16 protein-coding genes and 1 tRNA gene are annotated in these 17,158 nt (G+C 54.7%); 9 read left to right on the top strand and 8 right to left on the bottom strand.

Translation table 11 applies throughout. The annotated features are described in order from the left end of the window. Positions 1-34 precede the first annotated feature (34 nt). From yajC to queA, 3 genes are read right to left on the bottom strand one after another with little or no spacing between them, the layout of a single operon-like run. Entirely contained in the window at positions 35-370 is a 336-nt protein-coding gene (gene yajC / locus ACA047_RS05495) for a preprotein translocase subunit YajC (RefSeq protein ID WP_053214538.1), read from the bottom strand. Between the two features lie 43 nt (positions 371-413). Further along, positions 414-1,529: a tRNA guanosine(34) transglycosylase Tgt gene (gene tgt / locus ACA047_RS05490; RefSeq protein WP_497360234.1), complete on the bottom strand. Its 1,116-nt coding sequence runs from the start codon at positions 1,527-1,529 to the stop codon at positions 414-416. Positions 1,530-1,543: 14 nt separating this feature from the next. Beyond that, a complete protein-coding gene (gene queA, locus ACA047_RS05485; RefSeq protein ID WP_497357373.1) occupies positions 1,544-2,593 on the bottom strand; it encodes a tRNA preQ1(34) S-adenosylmethionine ribosyltransferase-isomerase QueA in 1,050 nt (349 codons plus the stop codon). Between the two features lie 108 nt (positions 2,594-2,701). Here queA and ACA047_RS05480 point away from each other — a divergent pair. Continuing rightward, positions 2,702-2,786, top strand: a tRNA-Leu gene (locus ACA047_RS05480). A gap of 195 nt (positions 2,787-2,981) precedes the next feature. Continuing rightward, entirely contained in the window at positions 2,982-3,311 is a 330-nt protein-coding gene (locus ACA047_RS05475; RefSeq protein WP_497357371.1) for a hypothetical protein, read from the top strand. A 205-nt stretch (positions 3,312-3,516) separates the two neighbouring features. On the opposite strand, the gene ACA047_RS05470 is transcribed toward ACA047_RS05475, so the two are convergent. From ACA047_RS05470 to ACA047_RS05460, 3 genes are all read right to left on the bottom strand, one after another. Beyond that, positions 3,517-4,128, bottom strand: a complete 612-nt coding sequence (locus ACA047_RS05470; protein ID WP_497357369.1) for a histidine phosphatase family protein — start codon at positions 4,126-4,128, stop codon at positions 3,517-3,519. Positions 4,129-4,229: 101 nt separating this feature from the next. Continuing rightward, positions 4,230-4,511, bottom strand: coding sequence for a GNAT family N-acetyltransferase (locus ACA047_RS05465; RefSeq protein ID WP_497360232.1), 282 nt, complete (start codon positions 4,509-4,511; stop codon positions 4,230-4,232). A gap of 330 nt (positions 4,512-4,841) precedes the next feature. Beyond that, positions 4,842-5,201 (bottom strand): DUF6124 family protein, encoded by a 360-nt coding sequence (locus tag ACA047_RS05460; RefSeq protein WP_497357367.1) that lies wholly within the window; start codon positions 5,199-5,201, stop codon positions 4,842-4,844. A gap of 389 nt (positions 5,202-5,590) precedes the next feature. Between ACA047_RS05460 and ACA047_RS05455 the strand changes: the two genes are divergently transcribed. The 7 genes from ACA047_RS05455 to ACA047_RS05425 all read left to right on the top strand — a co-directional run bounded on the left by ACA047_RS05455 (position 5,591) and on the right by ACA047_RS05425 (position 14,267). Continuing rightward, positions 5,591-5,995 (top strand): DUF488 domain-containing protein, encoded by a 405-nt coding sequence (locus ACA047_RS05455; protein WP_497357365.1) that lies wholly within the window; start codon positions 5,591-5,593, stop codon positions 5,993-5,995. 856 nt (positions 5,996-6,851) lie between these two features. Beyond that, positions 6,852-8,471 carry a methyl-accepting chemotaxis protein gene (locus tag ACA047_RS05450; protein ID WP_497357363.1) on the top strand — a complete coding sequence of 540 codons (1,620 nt, stop codon included), beginning with the start codon at positions 6,852-6,854 and terminating at the stop codon, positions 8,469-8,471. 45 nt (positions 8,472-8,516) lie between these two features. Then, the gene (locus ACA047_RS05445; protein WP_497357361.1) at positions 8,517-9,578 is read left to right on the top strand and encodes a porin; all 1,062 of its coding nucleotides are present in this window, start codon (positions 8,517-8,519) and stop codon (positions 9,576-9,578) included. 13 nt (positions 9,579-9,591) lie between these two features. After that, positions 9,592-9,996 carry a phosphate ABC transporter substrate-binding protein gene (locus tag ACA047_RS05440; RefSeq protein WP_497357359.1) on the top strand — a complete coding sequence of 135 codons (405 nt, stop codon included), beginning with the start codon at positions 9,592-9,594 and terminating at the stop codon, positions 9,994-9,996. Between the two features lie 336 nt (positions 9,997-10,332). Beyond that, positions 10,333-11,952: a methyl-accepting chemotaxis protein gene (locus tag ACA047_RS05435; RefSeq protein ID WP_497357357.1), complete on the top strand. Its 1,620-nt coding sequence runs from the start codon at positions 10,333-10,335 to the stop codon at positions 11,950-11,952. 157 nt (positions 11,953-12,109) lie between these two features. Next, positions 12,110-12,514 carry a phosphate ABC transporter substrate-binding protein gene (locus ACA047_RS05430; RefSeq protein ID WP_497357355.1) on the top strand — a complete coding sequence of 135 codons (405 nt, stop codon included), beginning with the start codon at positions 12,110-12,112 and terminating at the stop codon, positions 12,512-12,514. A gap of 244 nt (positions 12,515-12,758) precedes the next feature. Continuing rightward, positions 12,759-14,267 (top strand): hypothetical protein, encoded by a 1,509-nt coding sequence (locus ACA047_RS05425; RefSeq protein ID WP_497357353.1) that lies wholly within the window; start codon positions 12,759-12,761, stop codon positions 14,265-14,267. Positions 14,268-14,450: 183 nt separating this feature from the next. Here the strand turns inward: ACA047_RS05425 and ACA047_RS05420 are convergent, their stop codons facing one another. After that, on the bottom strand, positions 14,451-14,585 hold the full coding sequence (locus ACA047_RS05420; RefSeq protein WP_497357351.1) for a hypothetical protein: 135 nt from the start codon (positions 14,583-14,585) through the stop codon (positions 14,451-14,453). Positions 14,586-14,707: 122 nt separating this feature from the next. Then, positions 14,708-16,717 (bottom strand): hypothetical protein, encoded by a 2,010-nt coding sequence (locus ACA047_RS05415; RefSeq protein ID WP_497357349.1) that lies wholly within the window; start codon positions 16,715-16,717, stop codon positions 14,708-14,710. Positions 16,718-17,158: the final 441 nt, after the last annotated feature.

Below are 17,158 nucleotides of genomic sequence, written 5' to 3'. Positions count from 1 at the left end.
TGCGCGCCCCGTCGATTGAATAGAAGTTGAAACTTTAGATCGCTTTCAGCGTGCCTTTTGGCAGCGTGGCCGCGATAGCGCCCTTCTGGAACTTCATTTCAACAGTGTCGGACACTTCCAGTACCACGAAGTCATCGGCCACTTTGGTGATCTTGCCAGCGATACCGCCGGTGGTGACCACTTCGTCGCCCTTCTGCAAGCTGCCGAGCAGGTTTTTCTGCTCTTTGGCGCGCTTGGCCTGTGGACGCCAGATCATCAGGTAGAAGATCACCAGGAAGCCGACCAGGAAAATCCACTCGAAACCGCCGCCCATAGGGCCGGCAGCCGGTGCAGCCGCGTCAGCCATGGCATTAGAGATAAAAAAGCTCATTTAGCACTCCAGTTGCAAGTATTGAATCTTAGGATCGGAAAAGTCAGTCCAAGGGCGGTACAGGCAACCCGCGCTTGGCATAGAAGGCCTCGACGAAGGCGGCCAATGTACCTTGTTGAATAGCCTCGCGCAAACCAGCCATAAGCACCTGGTAATGGCGCAAATTGTGGATGGTATTCAACATGCTACCCAGCATTTCGCCGCACTTGTCCAAATGATGCAGATAAGCACGGGAGAAGTTCTGGCACGTGTAGCAATCGCAGGTCGGATCCAGCGGCGATTCATCATGGCGATGGAACGCGTTACGGATCTTCAGCACGCCCGTGTCGATGAACAGATGCCCATTGCGGGCATTACGGGTTGGCATCACGCAATCGAACATGTCCACCCCGCGGCGCACACCCTCAACCAGATCTTCCGGTTTGCCAACGCCCATAAGGTAACGAGGTTTGTCAGCAGGCATCTGCCCCGGCAGGTAATCGAGCACCTTAATCATTTCGTGCTTGGGCTCGCCCACCGACAGACCGCCGATGGCCAGGCCGTCGAAACCGATCGTGTCGAGGCCTTCGAGCGAGCGCATGCGCAGGTCCTGGTGCATGCCGCCCTGGACGATCCCGAACAGCGCCGCCGTGTTCTCGCCATGGGCGTTCTTGGAGCGCTGGGCCCAGCGCAACGACAGCTCCATGGACACCCGCGCCACGTCTTCATCGGCCGGGTACGGGGTGCATTCGTCGAAGATCATCACGATGTCCGAGCCCAGGTCGCGCTGGACCTGCATCGACTCTTCCGGCCCCATGAACACCTTGGCGCCATCGACCGGCGAGGCGAAGGTCACGCCCTCCTCCTTGATCTTGCGCATGGCGCCCAGGCTGAACACCTGGAAACCGCCGGAGTCGGTCAGAATCGGGCCTTTCCACTGCATGAAATCGTGCAAGTCACCGTGGGCCTTGATCACCTCGGTGCCCGGGCGCAGCCACAGGTGGAAGGTGTTGCCCAGGATGATCTCCGCGCCCGTGGCGACGATGTCCCGTGGCAGCATGCCCTTGACCGTGCCGTAGGTGCCCACCGGCATGAACGCGGGGGTTTCCACGGTACCGCGGGGGAAGGTCAGACGACCGCGACGAGCCTTGCCATCGGTGGCGAGCAACTCGAAGGACATGCGACAGGTGCGACTCATACTGTTTCCTCGGGTCCGCGGGGCGCGGGGTTACGGGTGATGAACATCGCATCACCGTAGCTGAAAAAGCGGTATCCATGCTCGACGGCGGCCTGATAGGCGGCCATGGCTTCGGGATAACCGGCGAACGCCGAAACCAGCATCAACAGCGTGGATTCGGGCAAATGAAAATTGGTGACCAGGGCATCGACCACATGAAACGGCCGACCCGGGTAGATAAAAATGTCGGTGTCGCCACTGAACGGCTTGAGCACGCCGTCACGCGCGGCACTTTCCAGGGAACGCACGCTGGTGGTCCCCACCGCCACCACCCGACCACCGCGCGCGCGACAAGCCGCCACCGCGTCGACCACTTCCTGGCTCACTTCCAGCCATTCGTTGTGCATGTGGTGGTCTTCGATGCGCTCCACCCGCACCGGCTGAAACGTGCCGGCGCCGACGTGCAACGTCACGAACGCGGTTTCCACGCCCTTGGCGGCAATCGCCTCCAACAACGGCTGATCAAAATGCAGCCCCGCCGTCGGCGCCGCCACCGCCCCCAGGCGCTCGGCGTACACGGTCTGATAACGCTCGCGGTCCGAGCCTTCGTCCGGGCGGTCTATATAAGGAGGCAACGGCATGTGCCCAACACGGTCGAGCAGCGGCAACACCTCTTCAGCAAACGCCAGTTCGAACAACGCATCATGCCGCGCCACCATCCGCGCCTCACCCCCGCCATCGATCAGAATCGACGAACCGGGCTTGGGCGACTTGCTGGAGCGCACATGGGCCAGCACACGATGACTGTCCAGCACCCGCTCCACCAGAATCTCCAGCTTGCCGCCGGAGGCCTTCTGGCCAAACAAACGCGCCGGAATGACCCGGGTATTGTTGAACACCATCAAATCGCCCGGGCGCAAATGCTCAAGCAAATCAGTGAATTGACGGTGAGCCATGGCACCGCTGACCCCGTCCAGGGTCAACAGTCGACTGGCGCGACGCTCCGCCAGAGGGTGGCGAGCGATCAGCGAATCAGGGAGTTCGAAGGTAAAGTCAGCAACACGCATGATGGGGTTCGTCTAGCAGGGCCGGAAAGTCTAGCGGAAATATCAAAAATTGACCATGAAACGTGATTGACCAACGGTAGTCACCTCTCTATACTTCGCCGCCATTGAGCCCTGATGGCGGAATTGGTAGACGCGGCGGATTCAAAATCCGTTTTCGAAAGGAGTGGGAGTTCGAGTCTCCCTCGGGGCACCAACATTAAAAAAGACCTTGAAATTCAAGGTCTTTTTTTTCGTCTGTAGGAAAGTGGTTTGCCGTGATTTCGCTGATCGTTTCCAAGCTCCGCGTGGGAATGCATCCCGCGACGCTCCGCGTTGCAACCTTCAAAGGACCAACCAACTGATCTTGTGTCACCACGCCCCCTCACCGAGTCACGAAGGATTTCACCCCATGGAATTGCTGCTGGAAACCGTCGCCCTTTACTGCCTCAAACTGGCTTATGAGGCGGAAGATCACAGCCCGATTCTGCGGGATGATCCGTTGATGGCGGATTATGAGCGGGAGGTTTTTGGGTTGTTGGTGCGTAAGGCGGATGTTGCAGGGATTCAGGTCAAGGTGGGGCGGTGCCTGGACTTGGCGCTGGAGGCGGTTGGGGGTGTTGATACGGTTTTGGGGCGGGAGCTGGATCGTTTGGCGGCGGATTTCAGCGCGGAGCGGACGATGGAGCAGCTTGAGGCTCCGCTCATTGCGCTTAGGGGTTATCTGAAAGACATTCAATGAACAAGTTAACTTGTGCAGTGAAAATAGCAGATAAACCCCCTTTCTCAGCGTCAACGGCAATCCAGGCGCGTTTGCGAAAACACCTACTACCTACATCACTCAACAGATATATTTTTACCATCTCTAACTACAAAACAGTCCGTCGCACCGGCATTAGAGAAATCTGGGGGAAATCACGAAACCGGACATTAACCCCATATACAAACTACACCTTTAAGTTAAGCTGCGTCAGCGTGACATTTTTGAACAAATCGTCTTCTATTAACTCGGACACACCGCCTGGCGACATTTTAAACGAAACAAATGACATACTATCGACAGGAACTCGCTGCAAAGCGCTAATCAGAAAGCTGGCGGCAAAACCATGCGTTACGATCACGTTACACTCAACATCTTTTTTCAAGCTTAAGATGAAGTCGGAAAGGCGGCATGCGAAATGCCGTCGAGTTTCAGCCCCTTGGCATATAGCATGATCCATTCGATCGCCGGGTTCTTCAGCTGATGGCTTCATAATTCTATTGTGCAGAGTTTGGTCCATACCTTCATGCTTGCCGAAAGACATCTCTCGCAACCTTTCGTCAACGCTAACCTTAAGACGCATTGCATCTGCAAGTATTTCTGCTGTCTCCCTAGAACGCAACAGATCAGAGGAGTATATTGCGGCGCATTCTGAGATGCCTTTTGATGAAAAAAATCTCGCTAAGTCATGGGCTTGCTTAATTCCTTTAGGTGTCAGTTTCGAATCAAACCAACCTCCTACAACGTGATCAACATGATGCTGTGCCTCTCCGTGCGTAACAATATAATATCGTTTCATAGGCTACTCACTTTCTCATCGATCATGTTTAATGTCTTATCTAGATTCCCAAATGAATAACCAACTCGCAGCAGGGTATGTCTTTAACTTAAAAGTCTTGATTACCTCATTTCGCGCCGATAACGCACAAACCCGCGTTTGGTATCGCCTGCATACCCAGCTCGGAGAAATGTGCGGTGGGCATCAGTACGATGTACTGAACTCAAGAGCATTATCTTGGAACAGTCTGCCGCCAGGCAGAACTGATCAATGGCTGCGAGCATCGCCGCACCTACACCTCGCCTACGGTATGGAGCATCAACTACCAAGTTCTCCACAACGGCAAAAGTTTGCATTCCATACATCACGTCTGCGCATAGATGCACCATAACCGTACCCGCCACCACTTGATCAACCTCGCAGAGCAATAATGCTTGGCGATCGTCCCTCAGCGCTTCTATACCTTCAGCAGTAACTCGGATTGCGGAGTCGATAATCAACTGTCCGTAAAGGGCTTGAATCTCAGATGCATCAGAAGGAAGCGCATGGCGTATCAACACGATTGCACCTATTGGGTCAATGGACCTCGGATGTTACTTCGCAGGCGTTACTACAATATGAAGCTACGTGGCCTGAGCCCTGTGGAATTCAGGACCCAAGCACGGCGAGCATAATTGACAGAGCGGACCAAAATTTAAGTGTGCAGCATCGCCTCAAGCGACGACGTCGGAAGGTTACCTCACCTCAACAATATCCAAAGCCCGATTCGCCAACAATTCACTCAACTCAATCACCTGCTGAATCCCCAACGCAACATGCCGTCGCGACCCATCAAGGTCGAACGCCAAATCACTGATCATGGCATTAGCCGAAGCCAAACTCTCACTGAGATTAGCAAGCAGACACTCAGAATCAACATCAGGATCAATACGAAAAATGGTGTTGGGATTGTCAGACGCTTCTTTCTCGGGAGTGGGCTTCAGGTAGAAATCCAAAGCGCGGGTGGCAGCGTCGTCGAGCTTCTTGGCCCTGGCCGATTGGACGCGGGATACTGGTTCATCTGTAGCAGGAGGATTCGGAGTAACTTTTACCATCGTCTTGCTTCCTGTAATTGGAGCCATCCCCCACTCGCTGCTAAACGAAGGGAGGCAGCTGTACGCAGGTTAGCAGACCGGGGAAACAAGAAGCCGGCGCGTCCGAGGACGCCCTGCGCACAGCCACCATCAAGTGCAGGATGGAGAATCCTGACTGGATGACGCCTTGCACAACCTGTTTCACCACGAGCTGCTAAACCCGATCACCGATGAGCAGTGACAGGACTCAAACTACCGACGCAGTCCAGGGCGCACAAGCCGGCGGATTCTGGCGTAGTTGTAGGCAAAGGCGCAAGGCGATGTCGGTTGACCGCTTTGGACGTAGGATCTGGTCGCCCCGCAGGCGTAGGCCTATGCTGAGGCTGTCCCTCTTCCACAGGCATGCACCCATGATCCAATGCAAACGAGCCTATGAAGCGGCGAGCACTGAGGATGGCGTGCGGGTTTTGGTGGACCGTCTATGGCCGCGCAATTGTCGCAAAGACGAACTCCCCATTGCTGAGTGGCTGCCGGAGGTTGCGCCTTCTCATGCGCTGCGCAAGGCGTTCAAGGCGGGGGCTGTTTCTTTTGCGCAGTTCAAAGTGGCCTATCGCAAGGAGTTGGGCGCACGGCCGCAATATTGGTGGCGGCTGGTGGATGTGGCGCGGGGTGGGCATCTCACGCTGGTTTATGCCGCCAAGTCCACCGTCGAGAACAATGCCGTGGTGTTGGCTGAATGGCTGGAGGATGAGGTGGAGAAGCGGGCCGAGGCGAGTTCGCCTGTGTGCTATTTATCCGAGTTTTCGGAGCACTGATTGGGGACGGCTGCCACGGGCATGGTTGGTTATTTTCAACAACCGCCGGCGGTGATAATTACCAAGTAGCCAACACCCTCACAAACACTGATCCTACTAACGTTGTTCATATCATTTTGACGCGACCAAGGCGAGTCGCTAACGCTCATCAACTGCTACTGACTTGGATCCAATAAACTCAAGATCCAGCCATTTAATTTTTTGAGAGCCTCGAGTTCTAAAAGAGCCCCATGGAAACACCGCCGTGACATCAATAGACAATAGAGTGTCTTTCGCCGAGTTAGAGGGCGTACGTTATTAAGAACACCCTGAGACACACTTAACGTTGAGTCGCGAGTATTAACCCGGCCACAGCAAGGATATTCTCATCATCGCTCCATTTAGCTACGCTTGGGCAAACTGGATTTGTTAATTTCCCCAATGAAATCAAATGATAGTAGATCAGATAGACGAATTAGCAAGCGATGATTCGTCATTTTTTAATGCGCAGGCCACGAAAACACACAAGCATTCTCATCTGGAAATTTAATTCCAAAATATCTTTCCTTCATTTTACCAGGACGGCAACGAGTTTTCAGCAGTCGTCTACAATGCCCATTATAGTCCGCCATGTCCCATCTGGACTTACCTCATCCTTAACAGCGTCAGGACTTAGCTACCCCATTTGCAACCAGCAATACCTCGTCTAATCTAACAAAGGCTCACAGGGTACAAACCATCCGTCGCCTTTTTACTCAAGTTTATGCTACTGGAGACGATACATGGGCTAACGTCGATGGACTAGTTAGGTTCGTCAGCGCAGTTATATTGCCATTATTCGTTCTGCAACTCCCCTAGCTTAGTTTTGAGGCTTATAATGTTAAAAAATCTGCCGCTGACATTTAAACTATTCCTCGCTCCGGTTGTTGCAATACTGGGCCTTATCCTGTTCGTGGGCTACACATCGTTCCAGCTCTCAACGACCGACTTGCGGCTGCATGCCATCGAAACCCTCCGCTATCCGGTACTGGAAAAGGCCGACGCGGCCATCTTTCAGTTTTCGCGCGTCCCTGCCCTGCTCAACGGCGCGGTCGCCGCCAGTGAAAAAGACCTGCTGACCGAAGCTGACGGGGTGATGAAAGGCGTCATGGCCCAACAGCGGGAACTGGAAAAACTCGTAGAGGTCCCTAGTCGCCGCCAGCAACTGGATGAATGGCGCCTCGCGGTAGAGCGCTACGCCGACAATGCGTTATCCGCGTCCGGCAAATTAGTCAGCGCCAGCGCTTCATTCGATGATCTGCGTCCAAGTCTGGACCGCATGGCCGTTGATTTGATGCAAGCCCAGAAGCTTGCCTCCGAGTTCCGTAGCGCCGCTTACGGCGACTTCGTGCATACATTGGCCGAAACACGTGATGTCAACACAACCACAACTCGCCTGGGGATTATTCTCAGCCTGGCGTTGTTGGTACTCGTCATCCTCTGCGCCTGGGTTGTCACCCGCAACATTATGGCTAACGTGCGGGGGGTCATCACGTCGCTGAAGGGCATTGCCGAGGGCGACGGCGACCTGACTCGCCGCGTCGACATCCAATCAAATGACGAAATCGGCTCGATGATTCGCCTGTTCAACGGCTTACTCGACAAGCTGCAGGCAACCATTCGCCAGATCATTGAAACTGCCAGCCCAATCGGCGATTGCTCCGCGGAGCTGTATCGCTTGACCCAAGGTGCCGAGGAAAACGCCAGATCGCAACAGCATCACACCGATTCCATAAGCCGTGATATTCACACCATGACCGACAGCATCCATGAGGTCGCACAGCGTTCGCGTCAGGCCTCCGACGAAGCCGGCCTCGCCTCCCGACAGGCCGCAACGGCTCGGGACAATATCGGAGACCTCTCGACCGGCATCAGCGATCTTGGCAAGAGCGTGATGAGCGCCGTTAGCGCGATGCAGCAACTTGAAGAAGAGACCCAGGAAGTCGGTTCGGTATTGACGGTCATCCGCAGTATTGCCGAACAAACCAACCTGCTGGCCTTGAATGCCGCTATCGAGGCCGCTCGTGCTGGCGAGCAAGGACGCGGCTTCGCCGTAGTGGCGGATGAAGTACGCAATTTGGCGCAGAAAACAGCGGCTTCCACCACTGAGATCCAGCACATCATCCAGCGTTTACAGACCAGTGCCAATACGGTTCTAAGCGTAATGACAGCAAACGAAGACAAATCCAGAGACAGCGTCAAGCACTCCATCGAAGCCACTAAGTTACTTGAAGCCATCGCGCAGACGATCAGTCAGATGGACGCGCTCAACGCGGGGATCGCCAAACACACCCAAGAGCAGATTGGTTTGTCGGAATCGATTCAAAATGAAACGGAAGTGTTGCAGCAGGACGCACTAACGACGGCAAACGGGGCGGAGGCTACAACCCGGCTCGGCGAACAGTTGGTGCGCACAGGAGATCATTTACGCCAAGCGACCGCCCAATTCCGTGTGTGACGCTTAATTCTGGATATTAGAACAATGAAAATGGAGATTACCACTATGAATAAAATCAAGCTTCTCGGCGTAACCATTTGCATGGCCAGCAATTACGCCATGGCCTTAGATCAGGGGGAGTATCTTTTCAACGGGTTTGGAACAGCTGCCGTGAGTAGGATTGGCGGTGTAGGGGACGCTAAAAGTTATGGCTTTGAGGGTCGTACAACCGACTCCTGGCGCGGTGATCAACTCTCGCGTCTGGGCGGGCAATTTTCCTACGGCTTGACCGATAAACTCAGCGCGACCGTCCAGACCGTCGCAAAAACCGAACAGGATACCTGGAAGCTGAAGCTGGAATCGGCGTACCTGGCTTATGAGATAAATAATCAACTAACGGTCCGTGCTGGTCGGCTGCGCCCAGGTGCTTACATGTTCTCCGAAACGCTGGACGTAGGTTATTCCTACCCATGGCTGCGCCTTCCGGACGAGGTGTACAGCCAGTTCCCGGTGTCGAGCTTTGAAGGCGCGGACGTCCTCTACAAGATTCCTACTCCCCTCGGTTCTCTGGATCTCCAAGCCCAGTATGGTCAGGCAACCGACCGAAAGGTGTATATCGGACAGATGGACGGCCAGTTGGACCTGGATTTGACGGAAATGGTTACCGCCAACATCGCGTTGAATACCGATTCCTTCGGTACCTTCCGCTACGGGTATTCGGAAGCTAGTGTGAGCGTTGACGGTGGCTCGCCGGCCAAGGGCAAGTTCACCTCGATTGGTCACCGTTACGATAACGGCACGGTGGTGACGAATGCTGAAGCCATCAAACGTCGTGCCTCAGGCACTACCACAGCCACGGAAGCATTTTTTGTAATGGCAGGCTACCGTGTGGGCGATTTCCTCCCCCATGTGACCTACGCGCAGTTGGACATAACCGACGCCGGACGCCAATCTTCCTGGGCCTATGGCCTGAATTACAGTCTGACCCCTTCCGTAACGCTTAAAGGTGAATACAAGCGTGTCGACTCCACTAAAGGTCAAGCTGGTGTATTCACCCCTGACTACACCGCGGCCAGGTCCACTTTCGATGGCGACGTAATCAGTGTTGGCTTTGACTTTATATTCTAAGGAAGGAAATCACATGATTCGTTCAATCCGTAACGTATCTGCGCTCGCACTATTGGGCTTCGGCGTTCTGGCCCATGCTGAGGTCGCCGTTATCGTGAATGCTGGGGCTAGCGCCACGCCCTCTAAATCAGACGTAGCCAACATTTTTCTGGGTAAGGACAAATCCCTCAAAGGCATTGACCAGAAAAACTGGAGCCCTACCAAGGAAAAGTTTTACGCAGACGTCACGAGCAAAAACGAAGCCCAACTGAGATCCTACTGGTCAGGTTTGGTCTTCTCTGGCAAGGGCCAGGCCCTTCCGAGTGAAGCCAGCGATGCGGCCGTTGTGACCAAAGTTGCCGCTGAGGCTGACGCCATCGGTTACGTCGATAGCGCCGCGGTCAATGATTCCGTCAAAGTAATACTTCGGCTGCCTTAGACCACACGGGGATGCCAAGCCGTACCAAAGGAAAGAGGGACAGATTTATTTGTCTTGATTCATAAATAAATCTGTCCCCTTTAACTATAAATCTGTCCCCTTTAACTGTTTTAACTGCGTAAATTTTAGCTACCCCGTTCCGAACCAGAAATACTTCCTCCAACCTGGTAAAGGTTTATGGGATACGACACTTTCGTCGTCTTTCTTCACCATTGCTCAAGTTCTTGTTACTGGGGACGATATATGGATAACGCCAATGGACTATTGCGCTGACGAGAGAAGCCATATTGCCATTATTCGTTTTGCCACGCTCCTAGCTTAGCGCTGAGGCATATAATGTTAAAAAACTTGCCGCTGACAATTAAACTATTCCTCGCACCGCTTGTTGCAATACTGGGTCTTATTCTGTTCGTGGGCTACACATCGTTCCAACTCTCAAAGACCGACGTGCGGCTGCATGCCATCGAAACCCTTCACTATCCGGTGCTGGAAAAAGCCGACGCAGCCATCTTTCAGTTTTCGCGCGTCCCTGGCCTGCTCAACGGCGCGGTCGCCGCCAGTGAAAAAGACCTGCTGACCGAAGCTGACGGGGTGATGAAAGGCGTCATGGCCCAACAGCGGGAACTGGAAAAACTCGTAATCGTCCCTAGTCGCCGCCAGCAACTGGATGAATGGCGCCTCGCGGTAGAGCGCTACGCCGACAATGCTTTATCCGCGTCCAACAAATTAGTCAGCGCCAGCGCTTCATTCGATGATCTGCGTCCAAGTCTGGACCGCATGGCCGTTGATTTGATGCAAGCCCAGAAGCTTGCCTCCGAGTTCCGTAGCGCCGCTTACGGCGACTTCGTGCATACATTGGCCGAAACACGTGATGTCAACGCAACCACCACTCGCCTGGGGATTATTCTCAGCCTGGCGCTGTTGGTACTCGTCATCCTCTGCGCCTGGGTTGTCACCCGCAACATTATGGCTAACGTGCGGGGGGTCATCACGTCGCTGAAGGGCATTGCCGAGGGCGACGGCGACCTGACTCGCCGCGTCGACATCCAATCAAATGACGAAATCGGCTCGATGATTCGCCTGTTCAACGGCTTACTCGACAAGCTGCAGGCAACCATTCGCCAGATCATTGAAACTGCCAGCCCAATCGGCGATTGCTCCGCGGAGCTGTATCGCTTGACCCAAGGTGCCGAGGAAAACGCCAGATCGCAACAGCATCACACCGATTCCATAAGCCGTGATATTCACACCATGACCGACAGCATCCATGAGGTCGCACAGCGTTCGCGTCAGGCCTCCGACGAAGCCGGCCTCGCCTCCCGACAGGCCGCAACGGCTCGGGACAATATCGGAAACCTCTCGACCGGCATCAGCGACCTTGGCAAGAGCGTGATGAGCGCCGTTAGCGCGATGCAGCAACTTGAAGAAGAGACCCAGGAAGTCGGGTCGGTATTGACGGTCATCCGCAGTATTGCCGAACAAACCAACCTGCTGGCCTTGAATGCCGCTATCGAGGCCGCTCGCGCTGGCGAGCAAGGACGCGGCTTCGCCGTAGTGGCGGATGAAGTACGCAATTTGGCACAGAAAACGGCGACTTCTACCACTGAGATCCAGCACATCATCCAGCGTTTACAGACCAGTGCCAATACGGTTCTAAGCGTAATGACAGCAAACGAAAACAAATCCATAGACAGCGTCAAGCACTCAATCGAAGCCACTAAGTTACTTGAGGGCATCGCGCAGACGATCAGTCAGATCGACGCGCTCAACGCTGGGATCGCCCAACACACCCAAGAGCAGATTGGTTTGTCGGAATCGATTCAAAATGAAACGGAAGTATTGCAGCAGGACGCACTAACGACGGCAAACGGGGCGGAGGCTACAACCCGGCTCGGCGAGCAGTTGGTGCGCACAGGAGATCATTTACGCCAAGCGACCGCCCAATTCCGTGTGTAACCCTTAATTCTGAGGATTAGAACGATGAATAAATCAAGTTTCTCGGTGTAACAACTTGCCAGTCTGGCGTGCTCACCCCTGACTACACCGCGACCAGGTCCACTTTCGATGGCGACATAATCAGTGTTGGCTTGACTTTATATTCAAGGAGAATCAAATGATTCGTTCAATCCGTAACGTATCTGCGTTCGCACTATTGGGCTTCGGAGTTCTGGCCCATGCCGAGGTCGCCGTTATCATGAATGCTGGGACTGGCACCACGCCCTCTAAATCAGACGTGACCAACATTTTTCTGGGTAAGGACAAATCCCTCAAAGGCATCGACCAGAAAAACTGGGACCCTACCAAGGAAAAGTTTTACGCAGACGTCACGAGCAAAAACGAAGCCCAGCTTAGATCCTACTGGTCAGGTCTGGTATTCAGTGGCAAGGGCCAAGCCCTTCCGGGCGAAGCCAGCGACGCGGCCATTGTGGCCAAAGTTGCCGCTGAGCCTGACGCCATCGGTTACGTCGATAGCGCCGCGGTCAATGATTCCGTCAAAGTAATACTTCGGCTGCCTTAGACCTCACGGGGATGCCAAGCCGTCTCAAAGAGGCGGCATGCCTCGCCAACCTCTGATCTCGGCTGTTACGATTATGGGACTCTGACGCTGTCTCCTCTTCGGCAGGCTGCCGGAGGCTGTGCACGGTGTTCTGCTGCCCAGCCCAGCGGGAGCAAGCTCCCTCGCCACGGGTTTGGTGGTTATCCTTTGGTTTGGCCTGCGGCTAAGATGGCGCAGAGACAAAATCACAAGGAAGGCAGGCTTGATGGCACCTCGTTTTGATCCGTTGGTTCATATCGATTGGAAAACGCCTGGCGGCGAGCTGCTTGCGCTGTTACAGCATTACTATCCTGACATCAGCGTGTTTTGCGGCGCACAATTCGAGGCGCTGCTGGATGAACTCGCCAACGAAATGCCCGAGGTTTGCTTCGAGACGCTAGCGCCTGTCCTGGCGCGCCAAGGCTACGACTTGTGGAATCTGGACGCCGGTGGCGATGATTATCGACCGGTCATTTTCCCAGCCGATCAGCGCCAGGTTTTTGCACAGCACTGGCAAGACCAACGCGCAGAGCCAAGGCTCACGCCGACGTTGATCGAGCCGCAAAAGCCTGTTGCCACTGGACGCAAACCAAGCAAGCCCAAACGCAGCAAGTTGAACTGGCTGCAGGAAGTTCATGACTATCCCGGGCCCACTTATGTTCATGAATACAACTACCGCAATGGTTGGGCCGCCGTTACCGAGCAGGACGAGGAGCAGTGGCTGTGCTTTCTGATTGATTACAACCCGTGGCCGCCCGCCGAGCAGGACATGCTCGAACACCGAACCGATGGGGTCGACGGCGCTGACCTGCAGCTCATCGATGCCAATGCCCAATGCAGCCTGTGGAAACGTCGGGTTAAAAACGGCGATTACAGCTCGGATGACCGGTACCAATACGAAATTCGCCAAGGCGATGACATTCAGGGTTTCGGACCTGCCGAGATGCAATGGCCAGCGTTTGAAGAGCCCTGCGTGGTGGTCGATGCTGAGGTGTTCGAACGTCAGCGTATTTACCAGCCCGAGCATTTGACGCGAATCTGGCGGATCACTGCGCACACCAGCGAGGTCATTTTCGAGTACCCGGATGAACTGACGATACTGCCCATCGGCCCCCGCCGCTTGCTGTTCATGCAGCACAACGGCCCGCGGTGCTGGGTCTGGAATCAAGATCCTGCGTATCAGGCCATCGCCGCCCGGCCGATGCCCGCTGACGCCTATAAACTCCGGGCGTCCACCGCGTACCTGGGTGGCGACGAGGTCCTGCTGTTCAGCGAAGGCGCACGGCAGAACCTTGAGCACGCGGGCTACCAGGAGACCGTGCTACTGGCGTGGCGCTTCAACTTCGTGACCGGCGCCACGACGAAGGCGGTGTTGGACGGCTTTGGCAGTGAGTTGCGCCAGGACACGCGCCTACTCGTCACGCAGCCCAAGCAGGTCATCACGTTGCGCACGTTTCACGGGCAGATTCACGTTGCCCGGGGGCATGGCGATTGGTGGGTGTGGAACTACCGCACTAATACGTTTGGCATGCAGACCTTAGCCTGGTTTTGGAATCAGGGCAGTCATGAGGTGGTGAAGCTGTCTTCCAAGGATATTGCGCGGGTCAGGCCGGAGATTCGTTATCTGCCGGCGCAGGATCGGTATCTGGCGTTTGAGATGGAGTTTGTGGCGCGGTTGCCGGTGTTTGCCGAGATGGTTGAGGCCAAGGGTCGGGATGTTTTGGTTTTTGAGTGAGGCAGCTTTGCTCCCTAAAGGTTCGTATGAGCCATTGTGGCGAGGGAGCTTGCTCCCGCTCGGCTGCGCAGCAGGAAAATCGAATACGCGAAGGTACACCCGCAGCCGGTGTATCTTTTCAAACGCCGCGTAGATTGAAAGTTAATCGGCCTGCTTACGCCACAAATAAGTCTAACCCTGACTTTAAAGATCTCTTATTTTTGCGAGTCTGAACATCTGATCCCCATGACAGGCTGGGGAAATGAAAATATTGGTACCCTCTGCGATGTTACCCCCTGCCACATCCATCGTGTCACGAGGGGTGATTTTTTCTTGCATGATAGCTCTCCTTAATATCGCGTAATGGGAGCGTGGTGCTCGCTGGATGAACACTATTGCGACGTGGTGCCGCGCAAGGGGTGTGATGTTTTGACTTTCCAGTGAGGCGCCTTCCGGCGGCATCACCCCAGAACTTTGGACAGATCCACCTCAAAATAATCATAAAACACCGGCTCCAGCCCATTGATTATCCCGCTGTAGCACGCCTGATGTTCACCCAATGCATCCGCATAACGCTGGAGTTGTGGGGGGCTCATCAAATACGTTTCGAGATAAACCTCCGCGCCTCGGACGTCGCGGTATAAAACGTGCTCATCCGCAGACTCCACGCCGCTCGCTTTTGTCACGACGAGATTGCGCCGTAGCACGCCTCTTACGAAAGTCGCCAGTATGTTGATATCCACGATAGGCATGCCTTCGTAGGGAATGCCGCAGTGGGATTGCCCGTTCAGCAAAACGACCGGCTGAACTTTGAAATCCTCAGGCAGCCAGAAGTTACGTCTGGCGCACTCCTCGCGGAACTGTCGTCTGTATTTTTCGACGTAGGCCATCTTGCGTTTAAGTTGACCTTGCGCCTCGATTACCTTCTCTCGATGCTTGAACACCTCGTCTGGATCAACCGGCTGCAGGAAGCATTTTGCCTCGCCAATTAGCACGGTATTGCCGATACGTATGACGATATCGATGTCTTCGTACGGACGCGCTTCCTCTGCTCCGCTGGGTAAGTTGAATTTCAAGGAATGAGGCATCAGGGCGATGTCGCGCTGTATCGGGGACAGGCCGATGTTATGAGCGAGCACATCCCGCAGGTACTGCTCGAATGGCAGCCCACGCACATCAAGTTTCGCCCCCAATTGGCGTAGCCAGATATCCACGTTGCGTTGCGTCGTCCCATGGGAGCAAGGGGTGTACAACAGCAACAGCTCTTTCTCGTTCAACGCGATGATGGGCTGAGTCCACAGCTCATTTTCTTCATGCTTGTGCGCAGATGAAGGTGAGTAGGTCAAAAAATCCAGCAACTTGTTGCCGATGTCAGCGGATACACCCAGGGAGTCAGCGATAACTTCGATCAACGCCCGCCGTTCGATCCTAGGCGCGGTGAGTTCAGCCAAAACTTGCGCGGAGGCTTGCTTGACGTCCTGCAGATGGGCGCCCTTTTCCAGCAGGATTACCAGGCTTTGGAGCACGGCCCAGCATTTGATGACCGCAATGATCGTGCCTCCGCCCAGCCTCGGGCTTTGGAACTTAGCGAGCTGCGCATAATAGGGTCCCAGTGCCTCCTGCATAAGCACGTAGATTTCACTGGAGCGCTGACTGACCTGTTCATCCGCTGCCAAAATAAATCGCATCGCGCCGTCGGTTGTTTCAATCGCCACGATGGGCCTGGGTATGCCAAGGCTGGCGTGGGTGGCTTGACGATACGATTGCTCGAACAGTGAATGACGATAGATCGTGCTGGACTGATGAACTGCACTGCGGCGGCTCAGGGTGATCCATTTCCACTTGGCGTCTCTGGGATTGCTCGGTGAAAGTTTGGCCCCTTCGCTCGACGCAGTGAGGACGTAGTTATTCCAGAGGCATTCTTCCCACAGATTCTCGACGATTTTGTAGAAGCTGCCGATGAGATAGTCCGATGCAATATTGCCCGAAGGTGCCGCACTCGATAACGCCGGTTGCTCGCCCCGTGGCGGCTTCTGGCTGAGTATCATTCGAAGGGGGAGCTGGAGCCCGTCGATATCGGATTGCGCAATCTGATCCAAAGAATGCGCCGTGCCCTCGCTGTCATAGACTTTCGGCAGGATATAGCTCGCGCTTTGCGCTGCGGGGCTCTCCAATCTTGAGCCGTGGACAAGGTCTTTAATCGATAGCTGATAGCCGATTGCGTTCAAGTTTGCGTGGCGGACAAAAGCGAACAGCTTCGCCTCCCTGCTGATTTTTTTGTCAGCCGCGAAGCTCAACTGCGCTCTGATGGTTGCGAATGCCTGGGCAAACCAGACACCGGCCTCATACAAATCCCTGGACTCCTGATCGGACCCGTCGCGCTCGAAAGCCGCCTTCCATTCATCCAGGCTAAAACTTCTCTGGTTTGGACGAGTGACGGTGTTATCCCTGACACGCTTTGCGAAAGTCATCAAAAACTCATTGTTCAATTAAGGTCTTCGATCCTTTTTATCACACGCCCGGGCAAGACATCGGTGCACGCTCGACCGACAGATGGACCTCTCCTCCCTTGAGTCCGCTCGTTGGGCAAGAGCTGGCACACGCCTCGGTTCACGTCGTTCCCAAACGGGCGAAAGAGGGTATAGACCACGTTTACAGCTCTACCTGGCGTGAACGCTGATTCCGGATCTACCCACAAAGCCTCTGCTCACTCGACGCTTCAACGCCGGGTCAAATATGGACGACATCATTTCCTAATGAAGGTGGGTCTGAAGCTTATTCCTTGTCGGCACACAGGCCAGACAGATAGCATTGGGCTATCAATCACAAGGAAATCTAAACGTGCATGGATCGCCAACCCAATTTGTACCTCTCGCCGAAGCTCTTGTTGCGCGCGCTCGTCCACGGCTCAT

This window comes from Pseudomonas sp. LBUM1664 (assembly GCF_059695895.1).
This window is presented reverse-complemented; position numbering and strand designations above follow the sequence as displayed.